We start from the raw sequence: 18,154 nt of genomic DNA on the forward strand, positions 1-18,154 counted from the left end.
GGGTTTGAAAGCCCCCGATAGCGTCCGGCCATGCGATGGACGGTGCACGGCGAGAGATCGATCTACGACAGCCCCTGGATGGACGTGCGTCTGGCCGACGTGGAACTGCCGGACGGGCGGCGCTTCGACCACCATCTCGTACGGGTGCGGCCCGCCGCGGGCGTGGCGGCGGTCGACGGCGCGGGCCGCGTGCTGCTGATCTGGCGGCACCGGTTCATCACCGGCGCCTGGGGCTGGGAGGTCCCGGGCGGGCGGGTCGAGGACGGCGAGGACCCGGCGGAGGCGGCGGCGCGCGAGCTGGTCGAGGAGACCGGGTACCGCGCCGGGCCGCTGGAGCACGTCGTGGCGGTGCGCCCGTCGCCGGGGCTCCACGATGGGATACATCACATCTTCCGTGCGGACGGCGCCGAGCGGATCGGCGAGCCGACCGACGTGGAGGCGGAGCGGATCGAGTGGGTGCCGCTGTCGTCGGTACCGGAGCTGGCCGCCCGCGGCGAGATCGGGTCCGGTTCGACCCTGGCGGGCCTGCTCCTGCTCCACGCCCGGACGATCAGCGGGGGGTGACCGGCTCTTCCCCGGACGGCACGTCCGGGGGCGCTCCGGTGCTGAGGGCCGTGGCCGGGAGGACGGCGGCGACCACGAACCCGCCGTCCTCTCCGGGGCCCGCGTCCAGCGTCCCGCCGACGCTGCGCGCGCGCTCGATCATGCCGAGGATCCCGAACCCCTCGGGCGCGGCGCCGGAGGGGCCCCGGCCGTCGTCGGCGACGCGCACGACGAGCCCCCGCTCCTCGCGCGCCAGGGTCACCGCGACGCGGCGCGCGCCGGCATGCTTGACAACGTTGGTCAGGGCCTCCTGCACGATCCGGTACGCGGCGACGCCGATCTCCGGCGGCGCGCCGGCGGCGCCGTCCGCGCTCAGCGCCACCTCCAGCCCGGCGGCCCGGGCCGCGTCCACGAGGCCGGGGATCGCGTCCGGGCCGGGCAGCTCGGCGGGCCCGCCGACGTCGGTGCCGCGCAGCACCTGGAGGGTGCCGCGCAGCTCGGTGCGGGCCTCGCGGCAGGTCGCGGCGATCGATCCGAGCGCCTCGGCCAGCTCCGCGCGGTCGAGCGGCCGGTCGCCGGCGACGAGGTGGGCGGCGGCGCCCGCCTGCACGCCGATGACGGTGATGCTGTGCGCGAGCAGGTCGTGCAGGTCGCGGGCGATCCGGAGGCGCTCCTCGGCGACCCGGCGGCGCGCCTCCTCCTCGCGGGTGCGCTCGGCCCGCTCGGCCCGCTCGGTGATCGTGGCGAGCCGGGCGCGGTGCGACCGCCAGACCTGCACCGCGATCACCACCGACACCACGGCCTCGATCACCGCGATCTGCTCGCGGACGGAGCCGCCGCCCGCCCGCAGCGCCATCGTGATCACGCAGACGAACAGCAGCAGGCCGACCACGGTCAGGACGGCGCGGACCCGGCGCCCGAACACCGCGTAGGAGAACAGCGCGATCACCTCGGCCGGGATCAGCGCGTGGTGCTGGTACTGCAGCAGGTGGTAGGGCAGCGTCAGGAGGACCAGCGCGACCAGCGCGAGTGCCGGGCGCCGCCGGATCACCGCGAGCGGCAGGTGGGCGCCGACCAGCAGGAGGAGGCCCCCGGCGTCCAGCGGCCGCGTCCCCGGCCAGGCGAGCGCGGCGGCGACGGCCGCCGCGGCCAGCAGCGTCGTCAGCAGGGCGTCTCGGATCGCCGCGTCGGGCCGGGGCATCGTCACCACGTGCCCATCTTCCCCGACTCCGCGGCGGGAGCGCACCCGCCCGCGCCGTCGCGCGGCGGTCAGTCCCGGACGCGTTCGTAGCGGAGCATGACGACGCCGTGGGGGAAGGTCCGGGTCTCGGCGAGGGCCAGCCGCGTCCTGCGGTCGAAGTCGGAGAACAGCGGCCTGCCCCGTCCCAGCAGGATCGGATCGACGAACAGGCGGTACTCGTCGATCAGGTCGAGGGCGCGGAAGGAGGCGGCCAGGTCCGGGCCGCCGAGCACCATGTCACCGCCCGGCCGCGCCTTGAGCTCGCGGATCTCCTCGGCGACGACCTCGCGCCTGATCTCGGTGTTCCACCCGGCGCTCCGCAGCGTCCGGGAGAAGACGATCTTCGGCTTCTCCCGCCAGATCCCGGCGAACTCCCGCATGGGCGCGGGGAGGTCCGGGTCGGCGTCGGCGGTGGGCCAGACCGAGGCCATCAGCTCGTAGGTGACGCGCCCCGAGATGAAGGCGCTCATGCCGCGGAACCAGTCGTTGAAGTACCGGTGCAGCTCGTCGTCGACGAGATGCCAGTCGATCTCGCGGTCGGGCCCCTCGACGAACCCGTCCAGGGACGTCGTCATGGACACAATGATCTTTCTCATCGCCTCCCCCTCTTCAGCAGGGAGGCTAACGGCCGCCACCGACAGGGCGGCGGTCCCGCCGGTCCCGGGCGCGCCGCCGCGCGGGCGGCGCGCCCGGGACCGGTCAGATGAGGCCCTGGGCGAGCATCGCCTCGGTGACGCGCTCGAAGCCCGCGATGTTGGCGCCCACCACGTAGTTCCCGGGCGCGCCGTAGCGCTCGGAGGTCTCGTCGCAGGTGTTGTGGATCCGCGTCATGATCTCCGCCAGCTCCGCCTCGGCCTCCGGGAACGTCCACATCTCGCGTCCCGCGTTCTGCCGCATCTCCAGGGCGCTGACCGCGACGCCGCCGGCGTTGGCGGCCTTGCCCGGGCCGAACGCGACGCCCGCCTCCTGCAGCACGTGGACCGCGTCGGGCGTGGTGGGCATGTTGGCGCCCTCGGAGACGGCCTTCACGCCGTTGCGGACCAGCACCCGGGCGGCCTGGACGTCCAGCTCGTTCTGCGTCGCCGACGGCAGCGCGATGTCGGCCGGGACGTCCCAGACGCTGCCGCCTCGGACGAACCGGGCGGACGCGCCGCGCCGCTCGGCGTAGTCGGCGACCCGGCCCCGCTCGACCTCCTTGACCTGCTTGAGCAGTTCGAGGTCGATGCCCTTCTCGTCCACCACGTAGCCGCCCGAGTCGGACACGGTGATCACGTTGGCGCCGAGCTCCTGCGCCTTCTCGATGCTGTAGATCGCGACGTTGCCGGAACCGGACACGGTGACGGTCTGGCCGTCCAGCTCCTCGCCGCGCTTGCGGAGCATCTCGGCGGTGAACAGCACGTTGCCGTAGCCGGTGGCCTCCGTCCGGCACGCCGACCCGCCCCAGGGCTGGCCCTTCCCGGTGAGGACGCCCGCCTCCCAGCGGTTGCTGATCCGCCGGTACTGGCCGAACAGGAAGCCGATCTCCCGGCCGCCGACGCCGATGTCCCCGGCCGGGACGTCGGTGTCGTCGCCGATGTGGCGGTGCAGCTCGGTCATGAACGACTGGCAGAACCGCATCACCTCGGCGTCCGAGCGGCCGCGCGGGTCGAAGTCGCTGCCGCCCTTGCCGCCGCCGATGCCGAGCCCGGTCAGCGCGTTCTTGAAGATCTGCTCGAAACCGAGGAACTTCACGATGCCGAGGTTCACCGACGGGTGGAAGCGCAGGCCGCCCTTGTACGGGCCGAGCGCGCTGTTGAACTCCACCCGGAAGCCGCGGTTGACGTGCACCGCGCCGGAGTCGTCGGTCCACGGCACCCGGAAGACGATCTGCCGCTCGGGCTCGATGAGCCGCTCCAGCAGCCCCTGGCCGGCGAGCTCGGGACGGGCGGCGACGGCCGGGCCGAGCGACTCCAGCACCTCGTGGACGGCCTGATGGAACTCCGGCTCCCCCGGGTCGCGGACGAGGACGCGCTCGTAGGCCTTGTCCAGCACGGTGTGCGTGCCGGTCGCGTTCTGCGGCCGGGGGGAAGCGGGCATGCCGGGTCCTTCCTCAGACGGTGATCATGCCCCTCTACTTTAGGCGGTGGTCTGGACCACCGCGGGGCACGGGCCGGTCAAGGACCCGTATCCCCCGCGAGAACGGGCTTGACGTCCAGCACCGGGGTGCCGTCGAGCGCCTCCAGGCCGCGGACGCGCACGCGCCGCCCGGTGACCTGGAGGATCTCCACCGGGTGCAGGCCGATCGGGTTCGGGCGGGCCGGGGAGCGGGTGGCGAACACACCGGTCTCCGGATTGGCCGGGTCGTCGCGCGGCCGGGTCCGCAGCACGTCCCGGGACGCCAGGTGCAGCCAGGTCAGCACGATGACCCGGTCGCCGGCGCGGAGGCCCTCCAGGGCCGCGTGGTACGCCGGCTCGAAGACCAGCCACGCGTCGGGGGCGCCCTCCGTCCCCTGCTTGGGCGCGGCGGCGCGGTCGCTGAGCGGGGACGAGACGTGGCCGACCGGTGTGAGGGTGAGGTCACCGCGGATGTTCTCCATGTCCCGATCCTCCCAGCCCCGTCGCGCGGGCGCGTTTTACCCCAGGGGCGGCGGTTGCGGCAACGGGGGTGCGCCGGGTTACCGTCGAGCACGACAGATCGCGGGGGCCCGGCGAACCGGGCTGAGATCGCGGCTGAGACGGCCGCCGACCGCATGAACCTGACCGGGTAATGCCGGCGTAGGGAGAGATCGAGTCGTCATGACCGAATCCGTGGTTCCAGCTGCCCGCAAGACGTACCTCCAGGGTTCCCGCCCGGGGATCCGCGTTCCCATGCGGGAGGTTCCGCTGACCAACGGCGACGTCGTCGTCCTGTACGACACGTCCGGGCCGTACACCGACCCCGACCACGAGACCGACGTCCGCAAGGGGCTGCCCGCGCCGCGGGAGGCGTGGATCGCCGAGCGCGGCGACACCGAGCCGTACGAGGGGCGGGCGGCGCGCCCCGAGGACGACGGGCGCCGCTCCGCGCCCGCGGCCGGCGGGCCGCTCCCCCGCAGGCCGCGCCGGGCGAGCGGCGGCGCGGTGACCCAGCGCGCCTACGCGCGGCGCGGGGAGATCACCGCCGAGATGGAGTTCGCGGCGCTGCGCGAGGGCGTGGCGCCGGAGTTCGTCCGCGACGAGCTGGCGGCGGGCCGGGCGGTGCTGCCCGCCAACGTCAACCACCCGGAGCTCGAGCCGATGATCATCGGCCGGAACTTCCTGGTGAAGGTGAACGCCAACATCGGCAACTCGGCGGTGGCGTCCTCGATCGAGGACGAGGTCGAGAAGATGACGTGGGCGACCCGCTGGGGCGCCGACACGATCATGGACCTGTCGACGGGCCGGGACATCCACACCACCCGCGAGTGGATCCTGCGCAACTCGCCGGTGCCGGTCGGGACCGTCCCGCTGTACCAGGCGGTGGAGAAGGTCGGGGGCGACCCGGCGGAGCTCACCTGGGACGTCTTCCGCGACACCGTGATCGAGCAGGCCGAGCAGGGCGTCGACTACATGACCGTGCACGCGGGCGTGCTGCTGCGGTACGTGCCGCTGACGGCGCGGCGCAAGACCGGCATCGTCTCGCGCGGCGGGTCGATCATGGCGGCGTGGTGCCTGGCCCACCACGAGGAGAACTTCCTCTACACCCGCTTCCGCGAGCTGTGCGAGATCTTCGCGGCCTACGACGTCACCTGGTCGCTCGGCGACGGGCTGCGGCCCGGCTGCATCGCGGACGCCAACGACGAGGCGCAGTTCGCGGAGCTGCGCACGCAGGGCGAGCTCACCCGGATCGCCGCGGAGTTCGACAACCAGGTGATGAACGAGGGCCCGGGCCATGTCCCGATGCACAAGATCAAGGAGAACGTGGACCTGCAGCAGGAGTGGTGCGACGGCGCGCCGTTCTACACGCTGGGGCCGCTGACCACCGACATCGCGCCGGGCTACGACCACATCACCTCGGCGATCGGCGCCGCGATGATCGGCTGGCACGGCACCGCGATGCTCTGCTACGTCACGCCGAAGGAGCACCTCGGGCTGCCCGACCGCGACGACGTCAAGGCCGGCGTCATCGCCTACAAGATCGCGGCGCACGCCGCCGACCTGGCCAAGGGGCATCCGGGCGCGCAGGCGTGGGACGACGCGCTGTCGGACGCGCGGTTCGACTTCCGCTGGGAGGACCAGTTCGACCTGTCGCTCGACCCGGACACCGCGCGGGCGTTCCACGACGCGACGCTCCCGGCGGCGCCGGCGAAGACCGCGCACTTCTGCTCGATGTGCGGGCCGCACTTCTGCTCGATGAAGATCACCCGGGACGTCCGCCGGTACGCCGACGAGCACGGCCTGGCCGAGGAGGACGCGCTCGCCGCCGGGATGCGGGAGAAGGCCGGGGAGTTCCGCTCCGGGGGCGGGCGCGTGTACCTGCCGCTGGCGCCCGGCGGTTCCTGACCGGCGACCGGGCCGAGCGCCGGTCGGCCGCGCCCTCGGTCGGGGCGCTCCCCCTTCCTCTCACCGGAGCCCGTCGCGGACCTCGTGCCGCGGCGGGCTCCGGCCGCTCGGATCCCCGGCGCGCGCCCCCGGCCGGGACACCCCGGCAGGACATCGGCCGCCTGACCGGGGTGGCGCGGCACGCTGCGACTAGACTTCAGGGAACGTTCCAACACCGCGGACCATCCCCTGCACGCCGCGGTCGCGCACGCGTCAGGAAGGACCGGGGACCCAAGGTGACCAGCGACGACATGCCGCGCACCCGTGCGCCGCGCGCGGACGTCCGCCGCAACCGCGCGCGGCTGCTCGCCGCCGCGCGCGAGATGTTCCTGCGCGACGGCGCGGGCGCCTCGCTGGAGGGCGTCGCCCGCCTGGCGGGCGTCGGCGTCGGGACGCTCTACCGCCACTTCCCCACCCGGCAGGACCTCCTGGAGGCACTGCTCGCCGACGCCTACGACGCGCTCGCGCAGCGGGGCCGCGAGCTGCTGGAGTCGCCGGAGCCCCGGCGGGCGCTGCTCACGTGGCTGGACGACTTCGTCGCCGCCGTGTCGGAGTTCCGGGGGACGGCGCCGTCCGTCCTGGTCTCCTTGCGCGGTGAGCGCTGCGAGGCGTTCCGGTCGTGCCGCGCCATGCGGGAGGCGGGCGAGGCGCTGTTCGCCCGCGCGCAGGAGTCCGGCGAGGCGCCCGCAGGGGTCGCGTTCCTGGACGTGCTGAAACTCGCGGGCGGGATCGCGACGGCCGCCGAGCGGGAACCCGGCGCCGCCGGGCGGCTGCTCTCCCTCGCCGCGTCCGGCATCGCCCCCGGCGCCGCGTCCGGCGGATCCGGCACCGCGCCCGGTGAGTCGGGTGCCGCGCCCGGGGAACACGGAACCTCGCCCGGCGGGTCGGGCGGCGCGCCGAACCCGTTCGGCTGAGGCGTCAGGTCCGGGCGGGGACGGGGAGCACGCGGCGCGGGCCCTTCGGCTCGCCGCCGTGCCGGCGCCATTCGCGCGGGTAGCCGACCGACACCTCGATGTGCGGCACGCCGTCCGTCCAGATCGTCCGGGGGATGTGCAGGTGGCCGTACACGACGGCGACGGCGCCGAACCGGGAGTGCCAGGACCCGGTGCGCTCGGTGCCGCACCACTGCGCGAACTCCGGATACCAGAGCACGCGGGTGGGTTCCCGGACGAGCGGCCAGTGGTTGACCAGGACGGTCCGGGTGCCCGGGGCGAGGGCCGCCAGCCGCTCCTCGGTGTAGCCGATCCGGGCGTCGCACCAGGCGTCCCGGCTGGGGTGCGGGTCTGGGTGCAGGTAGACCTCGTCGGTGCAGACGACGCCGGATTCGTGCGCGATCTTCAGCGCCTCCTCCTTAGTGGACGCGCCGTCCGGCCGGAACGTGTAGTCGTAGAGGAGGAAGAGCGGGGCGACCGTGACCGGGCCGTCCGCGCCGTCCCAGACCGGGTACGGGTCCTCGGGCGTGAGCACGCCGAGCCCGCGGCACATGTCGACGAGCCGCCGGTAGCGGGCCTCGCCGCGCAGGGCCACGGGGTCGTTCTTGACCGTCCAGAGCTCGTGGTTGCCGGGGACCCACAGGACGCGGTCCCACCGTCCGGCCAGTACGCCGAGCGCCCACTCGACGTCGGCGAACCGCTCCGCGACGTCGCCCGCCACGATCAGCCAGTCGCCCGGCGTCTCGGGCTCCAGCGCCTCGACGAAGGCGCGGTTCTCGGGGAACCCGACGTGCAGGTCGCTGATCGCGTACACACCGCTCATGCCGTGATCGTAAGCGCAGAGCGGGCGCGGCCCGTGCTCGGCAGGCGAGCACGGGCCGCGGTCCGGGCGGGGGCGCGATGATCGGCCGTTCTTGCCGCAGGTCAGCCGCTCGGCGCGCGGAGGCGGGGCGGGTTCAGGCGTTCCAGATGCCGGTGGCGGCGGTCTCGCGGGCGTAGGCGGCGAAGTCGCGGGCCTCGCGGCCGAGGGCGCGGCGGACGCCGTCGGCGGGCTCGGCGTTGCGGCCGTCCAGCACGGTGGTGAACAGGTACGTCAGCAGGCCGATGACCTCGCCGGGGAGGCCGTGCTCCTTGAGCGCCGCCGCGTAGTCGTCCGCGCCGACCCGGACGTAGGCGATCTCGCGTCCGGCGGCGCGGCCGATCTCGGCGACCGCCTCGGCGAAGGTGAGCGCGCGCGGCCCGGTGACCTCGTAGGTCTCGCCGGCGTGCCCGGCGCGGGTGAGGGCGGCGACGGCCACGTCGGCGATGTCGTCGGCGTCGGCGAACGGCTCGGGCACGTCGCCGGCCGGCAGGACGACCTCGCCGGCCCGGACCGGGTCGAGCAGGTAGTCCTCGCTGAAGTTCTGCGCGAACCACGCGGCCCGCACGATCGTCCACTCCAGGCCGCAGTCCCGGACGACGCGCTCGCACGCCCGCGCCTCCTCCTCGCCGCGCCCGGACAGCAGCACGACCCGGCGCACCCCGGCGGACGCCGCCGCGGCGGTGAAGGCGCCGATCGCCTCCGGCGCGCCGGGGGCGGCGAGGTCCGGGTAGTAGGACAGGTAGACGGCCTCGACATCTTGCAGGACCGGCGCCCAGGTCCCCGGATCCGTCCAGTCGAAGCCGGGGACCGCCGACCGCGAGCCCATCCGGACCGGGACGTCCAGGGACTCCAGCCGCTCGACCACCCGCCGGCCGGTCTTGCCGGTCCCGCCGAGCACGAGCACGAGCCCGGTCTCCATGGTGTGCCCGTTCGTGTTCTCGCTGGTGTTCGTCATGTCGTGAAGTCAACCGCCGGGCGCGCCCGTCCGACATCGTTGAGAAGCCGGACTCCATACGCGAGCGTCCACGGCCTTTACGCTGAGCGGCATGGACGCCCTGACCGACCTTCTCGACGGCCCCCGCGCGCACGGAGCGTTCATGATCCGCTCGGCGCTGAACCCGCCGTGGTCGATGCGGATCCAGGACGAGGCGCCGCTGACGCTGGTGGCCGTGGTCCGCGACGAGGCCTGGGTGATCCCGGACGAGGGCGCGCCCGTGCACGTCCGCCCCGGTGACCTGGTGATCTGCCGCGGTCCCGACCCGTACGTCGTGGCGGACGACCCGTCCACCGAACCGCAGATCGTCATCCACCCGGGCCAGCGCTGCACCACCCCGGACGGGACGAGCCTGTCGGAGGCGATGGACCTCGGCGTGCGCGCCTGGGGCACGGACCCGGACGGCCGGGCGGTGATGCTCGTCGGCACCTACGAGACGCGCGGCGCGGTCACGCGGCGGCTGCTGGCCGCGCTGCCGCCGCTGGCGGTCGTGCGCGGCGACACCTGGCGGTCGCCGCTGGTGGGGCTGCTCGACGAGGAGATCGTCAAGGACGAGCCCGGCCAGGAGGTCGTGCTCGACCGGCTGCTGGACCTGCTGCTGATCCAGACGCTGCGCGCCTGGTTCTCCCGCCCGGAGGCCGAGCAGCCCGGCTGGTACCGGGCGCACGGCGACCCGGTCGTGGGGCCCGCGCTGCGGCTGCTGCACGACGACCTGGCGCACCCGTGGACGGTCGCGGACCTGGCCGCGAAGGTCGGCGCCTCGCGGGCCGCGCTCGCGCAGCGCTTCGGCAGGCTGGTCGGCGAGCCGCCGATGGCGTATCTCACCGGCGTCCGGCTGGCGCAGGCCGCCGACCTGCTGCGCGAGAGCGACGCCACCCTCGACGCCGTGGCGCGCCGGGTCGGCTACGGGACCGCGTTCGCGCTCAGCACCGCGTTCAAGCGGGAGCACGGGATGAGCCCGCAGGAGTACCGCTCCGGCGCGGCGACGGCCTGACGCCTCCGCGCTGCGCGCCGGCCGCCGCATCGGCGGCCCGCGGCCCGGACGTGCGGCGGCCCGCCCGGGGATCGATCCCGGGCGGGCCGCCTGTGGTGGACCGTGCCGGTCCGGATCAGCCGTCGGCGTCCGGGGACGGCAGGTAGCGGCCGGGCACCTCCGCCGGGGTGAGGATCCTCTTCTCACCCGGGTACGGCTTGGTGAACCCATGGGTCAGGTACCACGTGTAGTGGTCCATCTGGTCGGGGTTGGCGCGGTCGGGCTGCGGGTTCCGGTCGTTCTGGTGCTGCTGCCGGTTCCACGCGTCCCACAGGTCCGCGACGCCCTTCTCCCCCGCCGGCACCGCCGGGGTCGGCGACTGGGCGGGGGCGAGCGACGCCCTGGTCGTCGGGACGGGGTCGTCGCCGCAGGCCGGCGGCGTCTTGAGCCCGTAGGTCAGCGGGACGCGGTTCTGCACGGCGGTGAACGGCGTGTAGTCGGGCCGCCCGGTGAACGCGGTGTACATCGGGGTGGCCGCGCCGTCCTTCTGGTTCATCGGGCGGACCCCGAGGATCTGCTCGATGGTGCGGACCACCGTGATCTGCGAGTAGTAGTGGCTGTCGACCTTGCCGTGGTTGGCGTAGGGGCTGATGACCTGGACCGGACCGCGCGCGCCGTCGACGTGGTCGACGCCGTTCTGGGTGTCGTCCTCGATCACGAAGATCGCGGAGTCCTTCCAGTACCTGCTGTGCGAGATGTGGTCCACGATCCTGCCGACGGCGAGGTCGTTGTCGGCGACCTGGGCGATCGGGTTCGGGGCCCCGCCGGTGTGGTCGCTGGACAGCCAGAACATGTTGAGGTTGCCCGGGCCCTCGGCGTCGAAGTGGCGCTTCCAGATCTCGTACCGGTAGATGTCCGGGATGTCGGTGTCGAACTTCGGGTAGTCGTGCGCCGTGACGTCGTTCAGCGACGGGATCGGCGACGACGAGTCGGTCGTGATGGCGGTGTTCTGGCCGGTGGACGCCATGTTCCTGGCGTCGCAGTAGAACTGCTGCCATGTGGCGCCGGACGGCTTCGTCTCGAACTGGAGGAACTCGCCGTAGTTCTTGACGGTGCCCCCGGCCGCCTGGACACCGCTCCACAGGGTGCCGGAGCGCTGGTGGCCGAGCGCGTCGTCCTCGGTGTCGTAGCTGCGCTCGTACTCGCCGGCGCCCGACTCGGTGTACTCGGGGTTGTCGGACTGCATCAGCCAGTTGTGGCCTTCGGCGGAGTTGGTGCCGACGTCGTAGGCGTTGTCGTACAGGCCGAACTGGCGGGCCAGGGCGTGCTGGTTCGGGGTGGTGTTCTCACCGAACTGCGCCAGCGCCGGGTCGCCGTTGCCGCGCTCGTCGTCGCCGAACACCTGGTCGTAGGAGCGGTTCTCCTTGACGAGCAGGAAGACGTGCTTGATGGTCGACGGGTCGCCGAGCCGCACCGGGACCGGCACGGGCGCCGCGCGGCCGCCGGAGCGCAGCCCGGCGAGCGAGGCGGCGTCCCAGCCGTTCTGCTGGAAGACCCGGGCCGTGTAGGCCCGGACGAGGCGGTCGTCCGGCAGCGTGAACCGCAGCAGCGTGCCGGTCGAGTCGTGGGTGTTGTGGCCGGTGGCCGGGGAGGTCCCGGGCCCCTTGTCGATGGTGCGCTCGGGGCCGCGCTCGCCGATGCCGCGCAGGTTGGTGACGACCACCTGCCCGCCGACGGTCGTCACGTTCTCCGGGAAGTAGTCCACCGGCAGCAGGCCGACGAAGCCGACCGACTCCTTGGGGGTCCTGTACCGGTAGACGGCGACCGCGTTGGCGCGGCCGAGGGTGACCAGCAGGTGGCCGTCGTCGGTGAGGGTGAGGCCGTCGGGCTCGTATCCGACCTTCGCACCCGGCCACGGCTGGGTCGTGATGGTCTGGACGACGGCGTCCTTGGAGGTGTCGACGACCGAGACGGTGTCGCTGCCGGTGTTGGCGACGAACAGCGCCCCGTTCTTGGCGTGCAGCGCGGTCGGGTGCAGGCCCACCTCGATGGACTTCACCGAGGCGCCGGTGTCTCCCACGTCGATGACGCTCACGGTGCCGGTGGTGGCGGCGCCGGTCTTCGGGTCGGCGGGCACCTGGGTGCCGTAGGAGTTGAGGGTCCGGTCGCCGTCCTTCGCGGGACGCCCGCCCTCGTTGCTGACGTAGAGCTTGCCGCCGACCAGGGCCAGGTCGCGCGGAGCGTTCCCAACACTCCAGCTGTGCTTGATCGCCCCCGTGGCCGGGTCCATGGCCACGACGCGGTTCTGGCCGTTGACGGCGGTGTACAGGGTGCCGCCGTCGGCGGAGAACACCGCCTGGGCCGGGAGGGGGTGCTTGGATCCGTCGTTCGGGATCGTGATGAACGTCGGGGCGCCGACGGTGCCGTCGGCGTTCACCGGGAAGCGGCTGAACCCGTTGATCTGCGGCATCCAGAGGGTCTTGCCGTCCGGCGAGTACGTCGGGCCCTCCTGCCCGACGTTGTTGTTGCCGATCCTCAGGTCCGCGTCCGCCGAGGTGCCGGCCTGCTGGAGGACCTTGTAGTCCTTCAGGTCGACGATCGTCAGGGCGATGGAACGGTCCGTGGTCAGGGCCGCGAGGTGGCGGCCGTCCGGGCTGACGGTGGAGGACAGCAGCTTCCCGTTGTCGACGAGAAGGCGGTCGCCCAGGGGCTTGTTGAACTGGTCGCTGGCGAGCAGCGTCCCGAGGCCGGTCGTGTCGCCGACCTTGTGGGTGCCGAAGGCGTGCGTCGACGCGTAGGCGACACCCCCTCCGGCCGTGACGGCCAGCGCGGCGGTACCGGCCGCGACGAGCCGGACCCGGCGGCCGCCGAGCCGGCGGAACACCCCGGAGCGGTTCTCCGCGGGGTTCCGGCGTTGACGTGTGACGTGCATGAGCTAACCCTTCTGAGCACTGGCGGGGCTGGCGAGCAGGTCGACGTTGCCGTCGAACTGCCACAGGGGGTTGGGCGCATCCCCGCTCGAGGTGCGCACCTGGAAGTAGCCGTTCACCTCCTTCGGACCGTCGCCGTCGGCGACGTACCGCCCGTCCGCGGTGACGTCGAGCTGGTAGATGGCGGTGCCCGCGGAGACCACGCCGGGCAGGTGCCATGTCACGACGCACCGCCAGTCGTTGCCCGGCCCCTCGTCGGCGACGCGGCCGCCGCCCTTGTCGCAGGACGCCGTGGTCCGCAGCCGGGCCTCGGTGACGGCGGGGCGGTGGAGTTCGCGGGTCTGCAGCCGGTAGAGGTGCGCGTACGAGGTGGCGAGGGAGTTCTCGAGCTTCACCCGCTCGATCCCCGACCCCTTCGCCGGGGTCGTCCAGGAGACCACCGCGACCGTGGCGACGGTGAGGGCGGCCAGCGGCAGCACGCCGCTCACGGTGACGCGCCGCCCCGACCCGTCGTAGGCGAGGTCGGTGAAGTCGCGGCGCAGGAACAGCCGGTAGGCCAGCCCGGTGGCGACGACCGCCCAGACCAGGGCGACCGCGACGCCGATGAGCAGCGGGCGGGTCTGCGCGGGCTCGGTGAACAGGCCGCGCCAGGCGAGGAACGCCTCGCCCGGCAGGGCGGTCCGCACGGCCACCGGCAGCGGTAGCGTCTGCGCGAGCTGGAGCCCGAGCGCGAGGAGCGCGGGCATCAGCAGGCCCATCGGCGAGCGGCCCAGGGCCACCGAGCCGAGCAGCCCGACCGCCGCGAACGCCAGGGTCGGCGCGAGCACGCAGCACCAGGCGAGCAGGACCGTCGCGGCGGCGTCGCCGGAGGACAGCAGGTGGCCGTCGAGGCCGGCGAGCGGGTGGCCGCCGGCCGCGGCGAGCCCGCCGGCGATGCCGGAGGCGGCCAGACCGGCCGTCATCGCCAGGATCACGGTGAGGCTCGCGAGCGCCTTCGCCACGAAGATCCGGCGCGGGGAGCGGACCGCGACCAGCAGGTGGCGCCAGGTGCCGAGCCGGTCCTCGGCGGCGAACACGTCGCCGGCGGTCAGCGACGTCAGCAGCGGGAGCGCCCAGGTGCACGAGAAGCCCAGCACGACCAGCGATCCCGCCCAGCCGGAGGCGTGCATCCAGCGGCCGAAGACCGTGTCGGCCGGGAGCGAGCTCTGCAGGCTCACCGCGGCCACGAACGCGGCGGGCGCGATCCAGCACGCCGCGAGGACCAGCCGGATCCGCCACTGCGACAGCAGCTTGACCAGCTCGAAGCGGTAGCCGCGCGGCAGCGGCGCCGGACGGGCCTCGTCCGCGGCGGGCGCGGTGGCGGTGGTGGTGGTCATCGGGAGTCCTCCTCGGTCTCGCCGGGAACGGTCCCGGTTCCGGTCAGGGCCAGGAAGGCGGCCTCCAGCGGCGGGACCACGGGCGCGAGCCCGCGCACCGCGACGCCGGCCTCCACCAGCCGCACCACCAGGTCGTCGAGGGCCTGCACCGGCCCGCGGACGACGAGCACGTCGGCGTCCGGCTCGGTGCCCGGGTCCCCCACGACGCGCAGGCCGGGCGTCCGCTCGGCCACCTCGCGGGCGGCCGGCGGGTCGGAGGTCAGCAGCCGGTGGTCGAGGTCGCCGACCTCGGCGGCGAGCTTCTTCACCGGCCCCGAGAACACGACCCGCCCGGTCGAGAGGATGGTGACCTCCGGGCACAGGGCGGCGAGGTCGTCCATCCGGTGGCTGGACATGACGATCGCGGCGCCGTCCGCGGCGAGGCGGGTGATGACCCCGTGGACGTGCCGCTTGCCCGCCGGGTCCAGGCCGTTGGCGGGCTCGTCGATGACCAGCAGCCGCGGCCGGGTGAGCAGCGCGGCGGCCAGCCCGAGCCGCTGCCGCATCCCCAGCGAGAAGCCGCGGACCCGGTCGTCCGCGACGTCGGTGAGACCCACCTGCTCCAGCGCGTCGCCGACGCCGGCGGCGGAGTCGTGCCCGCGCAGCCGCGCCAGGGCGGCGAGGTTCTGCCGCGCGGTGAGCGAGGGGTAGAGCCCGGGCCCGTCCACGAAGCCCGCGACGCCGTCGGGGACGGCGAGCGTCCGCCCGACCGGCGTCCCGAGGATCTCGAGGCGGCCGCGGTCCGGGACGGCCAGGCCGAGCAGCAGGCCGAGCAGCGTCGTCTTGCCCGCGCCGTTCGGGCCGACCAGGCCGTGGACCTGCCCGCCGTCCACCTCCAGATCGACGTCGTCGAGCGCCACCACCTCGCCGAACGACTTCGTGATGCCGCGAGCCCGGACGACCCTGCTTCTGCGCATGCCAGTTCCCCACTTAGACGCCGCCGCAGGAACTTAGAGATCGCGAATGGCGTCGACGGGGCGCGCAGCCGAACGACGGGCGAATGATCGCCCACCCTCAGGGGCCGCGGCGGCCCCATGGGGACCGGAGGAACGGGCGGTGCCGCAGGTCAGCCGACGGACACCGGCACGTCGGGGTCCGTGACGATGGTCGCGGCGGGCACCGAGGAAGCGCGCCGGACGACGGGCGCGCCGCTCGCCTGGATGTCGCGGATCCGGATCCCGCTCCCGCCGCCGATGTGGACATGGGGAGTGCCGGGCCTGGTGGCGTCGGGCTGGACGCCGTCGCCGTCGCTGAACATGAGCCCGTCGAGGACGATGCCCGCCCCGCCGGTGACGGTCACGATGCCCTTGTCGTAGGCGGGGTGGGAATGGCCGGCCGAGCCCGGATCGGACATGCCGCCGTAGAACCAGCAGTCGCGGACCCGCACGAACCTGCCGCCGGTGATGAGGAGCTGGCTCCCCAAGGTGGGATGGCCCGCCTGGGCCTGCGCGTCGAAGCGCGCGCCGTTCAGGACCACGCCGCGGCCGCCGTCGAGGCGGAGCGCGCACACATTGGCCCTGGCCGTGGCGAAGATCGGGCCGACGACGGTCTTGCTGACGTTCGGCAGCCACACGTGGTAGCGGTCGCCGTGGCCCATCCTCGGGGAGTCGATCAGCATCCCGTCCGTCCAGTAGCTGTTGTCCGAGCCCCAGAGCTTGAACGGCGTGTCGTAGCTGTTGTTGACGTCCCAGAAACCCGAGAAGGCGACCGCGTTGTGCGCTCCCCACATGACGTGCTTGAACAGGTTGAACGCGAGGTTCTCGAAATGCGAGGCCCACAGGACCGGGCCGCCGCTGCCCTGGTCGGCGAAGAAGGCGGTTCCGGAGTCGCCCTCGAAGCTCAGGTTGCCGACGTAGAGTCCCCGCGTCCGCCCCTTCGGGAGGGTCAGCCATCCGGAACCCGGCACGCTGATCCTCACCCGCTGGTTGTAGTGGAACTCGTTCCCGCTGATCAGGCCCGTGAAGGCGAGCCCGTCGAACACCTGGCGGGGCTGCTTGAACTCCATCGAGCGCTGCCCCAGCACGATCGCGGGCTTGCAGGTCTGCTGGGAGACGTAGGACAGCGCCTGGGTGAGCTTGGCGTCGTCGGTGGCGCCCGTGAACGAGTCCAGGAGGACTCCTCGCGCGGTCGAAGGGCCGCCGGCCGGCTCTGCCATTTCCCCTCCTCAGCGGGCAATTCCACTGAGCGCGACATTCCCCCTTACTACAGCGGGTAATCGGGCGGTCACAGAACAGTCACGGGCCGGTGAGGGGCCGGGCCGGCGGGCTCGGCCCCTCGAACCCCTGCCGGCCCCTCGAACCCCTGCCGGCGCCGCGTCACCGGGGGACGTAGAGCCGGATGTCGTCGACCCGGGCGCCGCCCTCGTAGAAGTTCATGTGCGGATCGCCGATCATGAAACGGTCGGGATAGGCCGACCCGGCCGGCCACGTATGGCGGTCGACGAGGGTGCCGCCGGGCCCTTTCCAGGTCCAGTCGGCGTCGTAGCGGCCGTCGTACTCGCCGGGCTTCTGGTTGTAGTGCCAGATCGGCTCGCCGTCCTGCACGAACGCGCGCGTGTACCGGTACGTCGCCCGGCCCACGTGGGCGAACACGCCCGACATCTCCATCGTGTACGCACCGCCGCGGCGCTCGATCGCGAACGTGTACGGGTTCTCGGGCAGCAGTTCCGGCCGCAGGTCGACCGTCGAGACGATCGCGCCGCCCTTGGCGAGCCCGCATTCGCTCTGCATCAGGTACTCGGTGCCGGGCATCGCGGGATACCTGCGGTCGTCGGTCATGAAAATGGCGTTCACGCCGTTTCCGGTCCCGGCCGAATAGGGCTCGTACCGCTTCGTCGCCGGGTTGCAGTACTTCAGGCCCGAACCCGTGTACTTGTACCTGTTGTAGCCGTCCATGGCCACTTTCCGGTGACCGTGGACGAAGATGTTGTCGTGCGGCGCGACCCGCCGGTAATCCACGATCGACATGTAGTAGAAGCCGTTGGAGTCGGTGCGCGCGTCCGCCCACGCGCATTCGGGCCTGGAGAAGTCGCCGCCGGACGCCCACGGGAAGACGGTCTTGCAGCCGCCGGGCGCGTAGCCGTTGATCCGGCCGTCGGGGTAGTCCCACGAACCGCCGCGCTCGCCGCCGAAGTCCAGGCCGCGCAGCGTCATCTCGACGCGGTACTCGGCGGGCAGGTCCCGCGTCGAGCGGATGACGATGCCGCCGCGGTAGTCGGGCTCGTCGAGGTCGGCGGCGCCGCGCCGCGCGGTGAGGGTCGGCGGCCGGTCCGGCCTGCCGTCCCCGTCGGCGTCGCGCGCGGCGAGTTCGGCGGTCAGCCAGCCGCGCCGGCCGAACGCGAAGGACTTGCGGTACGTGCGGACCTCGGCGAGCCGCGTCCGGAACGCCGGCCCGCCGACCGTGGCGAAGTACGCGCCGTCGTTGTCGTACATGTCGACGTCGTAGGGACTCGCGGGACCGTCGTCGTCGGGCCTCCACGGCACCCGCGCGTCGTCGAGGCGCCGGTCGAACGGCTCGGCCGCGACGAGCCGCCAGCCGGACCGGGCCCCCGGCGGCCCGGCGCCCGCCCCGGCCGCCGCCGTGCCCGCCGTCACGGTCAGGACGAGCGGAACCGCGAGCGCCAGGCCCGCGCGAACGCGCCGCTTCATATCGCCGCCTCCCCCCGCCGCGCCGCGGGGCGCGGCGCTCGGCCGGTGTCAGGACGATCTTCGGCGACGGCGGGCCGGG

Annotated in this window: 15 protein-coding genes and 1 riboswitch; of the genes, 4 read left to right on the forward strand and 11 right to left on the reverse strand. The window is 73.5% G+C overall.

Annotated features, from left to right (window positions below):
* Positions 1-30 precede the first annotated feature (30 nt).
* The gene (locus J4557_RS31830) at positions 31-564 is read left to right on the forward strand and encodes an NUDIX hydrolase (RefSeq protein ID WP_190867804.1); all 534 of its coding nucleotides are present in this window, start codon (positions 31-33) and stop codon (positions 562-564) included.
* Here J4557_RS31830 and J4557_RS31835 read toward each other — a convergent pair.
* From J4557_RS31835 to tsaA, 4 genes are all read right to left on the reverse strand, one after another.
* Complete coding sequence (locus J4557_RS31835) at positions 551-1,744, reverse strand: sensor histidine kinase (RefSeq protein WP_243776670.1); 1,194 nt, start codon at positions 1,742-1,744, stop codon at positions 551-553. The two genes, J4557_RS31830 and J4557_RS31835, sit on opposite strands and share 14 nt — an antisense overlap.
* Positions 1,745-1,812: 68 nt before the next feature.
* Positions 1,813-2,379 carry a dihydrofolate reductase family protein gene (locus J4557_RS31840; protein ID WP_208270455.1) on the reverse strand — a complete coding sequence of 189 codons (567 nt, stop codon included), beginning with the start codon at positions 2,377-2,379 and terminating at the stop codon, positions 1,813-1,815.
* Between the two features lie 103 nt (positions 2,380-2,482).
* A complete protein-coding gene (gene gdhA, locus J4557_RS31845) occupies positions 2,483-3,859 on the reverse strand; it encodes an NADP-specific glutamate dehydrogenase (protein ID WP_208270457.1) in 1,377 nt (458 codons plus the stop codon).
* Between the two features lie 77 nt (positions 3,860-3,936).
* Complete coding sequence (gene tsaA, locus J4557_RS31850; RefSeq protein ID WP_208270458.1) at positions 3,937-4,359, reverse strand: tRNA (N6-threonylcarbamoyladenosine(37)-N6)-methyltransferase TrmO; 423 nt, start codon at positions 4,357-4,359, stop codon at positions 3,937-3,939.
* A 90-nt stretch (positions 4,360-4,449) separates the two neighbouring features.
* A riboswitch (TPP riboswitch) is annotated at positions 4,450-4,563 on the forward strand.
* Between tsaA and thiC the strand changes: the two genes are divergently transcribed.
* Together thiC and J4557_RS31860 are read left to right on the forward strand one after the other, a co-directional pair.
* The gene (gene thiC, locus J4557_RS31855) at positions 4,559-6,283 is read left to right on the forward strand and encodes a phosphomethylpyrimidine synthase ThiC (RefSeq protein ID WP_208270459.1); all 1,725 of its coding nucleotides are present in this window, start codon (positions 4,559-4,561) and stop codon (positions 6,281-6,283) included. (Overlaps the previous riboswitch by 5 nt.)
* Positions 6,284-6,558: 275 nt before the next feature.
* A complete protein-coding gene (locus tag J4557_RS31860) occupies positions 6,559-7,236 on the forward strand; it encodes a TetR/AcrR family transcriptional regulator (protein WP_208270460.1) in 678 nt (225 codons plus the stop codon).
* A 4-nt stretch (positions 7,237-7,240) separates the two neighbouring features.
* Here the strand turns inward: J4557_RS31860 and J4557_RS31865 are convergent, their stop codons facing one another.
* On the reverse strand, positions 7,241-8,077 hold the full coding sequence (locus J4557_RS31865) for a metallophosphoesterase family protein (RefSeq protein WP_208270462.1): 837 nt from the start codon (positions 8,075-8,077) through the stop codon (positions 7,241-7,243).
* Positions 8,078-8,210: 133 nt separating this feature from the next.
* Positions 8,211-9,071: an NAD(P)H-binding protein gene (locus tag J4557_RS31870; protein ID WP_243776641.1), complete on the reverse strand. Its 861-nt coding sequence runs from the start codon at positions 9,069-9,071 to the stop codon at positions 8,211-8,213.
* Between the two features lie 91 nt (positions 9,072-9,162).
* Here J4557_RS31870 and J4557_RS31875 point away from each other — a divergent pair, with 91 nt between their 5' ends.
* Entirely contained in the window at positions 9,163-10,104 is a 942-nt protein-coding gene (locus J4557_RS31875) for an AraC family transcriptional regulator (RefSeq protein ID WP_208270463.1), read from the forward strand.
* 115 nt (positions 10,105-10,219) lie between these two features.
* On the opposite strand, the gene J4557_RS31880 is transcribed toward J4557_RS31875, so the two are convergent.
* From J4557_RS31880 to J4557_RS31900, 5 genes are all read right to left on the reverse strand, one after another.
* Positions 10,220-13,015 (reverse strand): alkaline phosphatase family protein, encoded by a 2,796-nt coding sequence (locus J4557_RS31880; protein ID WP_208270465.1) that lies wholly within the window; start codon positions 13,013-13,015, stop codon positions 10,220-10,222.
* Between the two features lie 3 nt (positions 13,016-13,018).
* Entirely contained in the window at positions 13,019-14,389 is a 1,371-nt protein-coding gene (locus J4557_RS31885) for an ABC transporter permease (protein WP_208270467.1), read from the reverse strand.
* Positions 14,386-15,345, reverse strand: coding sequence for an ABC transporter ATP-binding protein (locus J4557_RS31890; protein WP_208270468.1), 960 nt, complete (start codon positions 15,343-15,345; stop codon positions 14,386-14,388). The genes J4557_RS31885 and J4557_RS31890 overlap by 4 nt, the downstream gene beginning before the upstream one ends.
* Positions 15,346-15,494: 149 nt before the next feature.
* The gene (locus tag J4557_RS31895) at positions 15,495-16,583 is read right to left on the reverse strand and encodes a hypothetical protein (RefSeq protein ID WP_208270469.1); all 1,089 of its coding nucleotides are present in this window, start codon (positions 16,581-16,583) and stop codon (positions 15,495-15,497) included.
* Between the two features lie 160 nt (positions 16,584-16,743).
* Entirely contained in the window at positions 16,744-18,075 is a 1,332-nt protein-coding gene (locus tag J4557_RS31900; RefSeq protein ID WP_243776642.1) for a hypothetical protein, read from the reverse strand.
* Positions 18,076-18,154 lie beyond the last annotated feature (79 nt).

This window comes from Actinomadura nitritigenes, from assembly GCF_017573545.1.
GTDB classification, from domain to species: Bacteria; Actinomycetota; Actinomycetes; order Streptosporangiales; family Streptosporangiaceae; genus Spirillospora; species Spirillospora nitritigenes.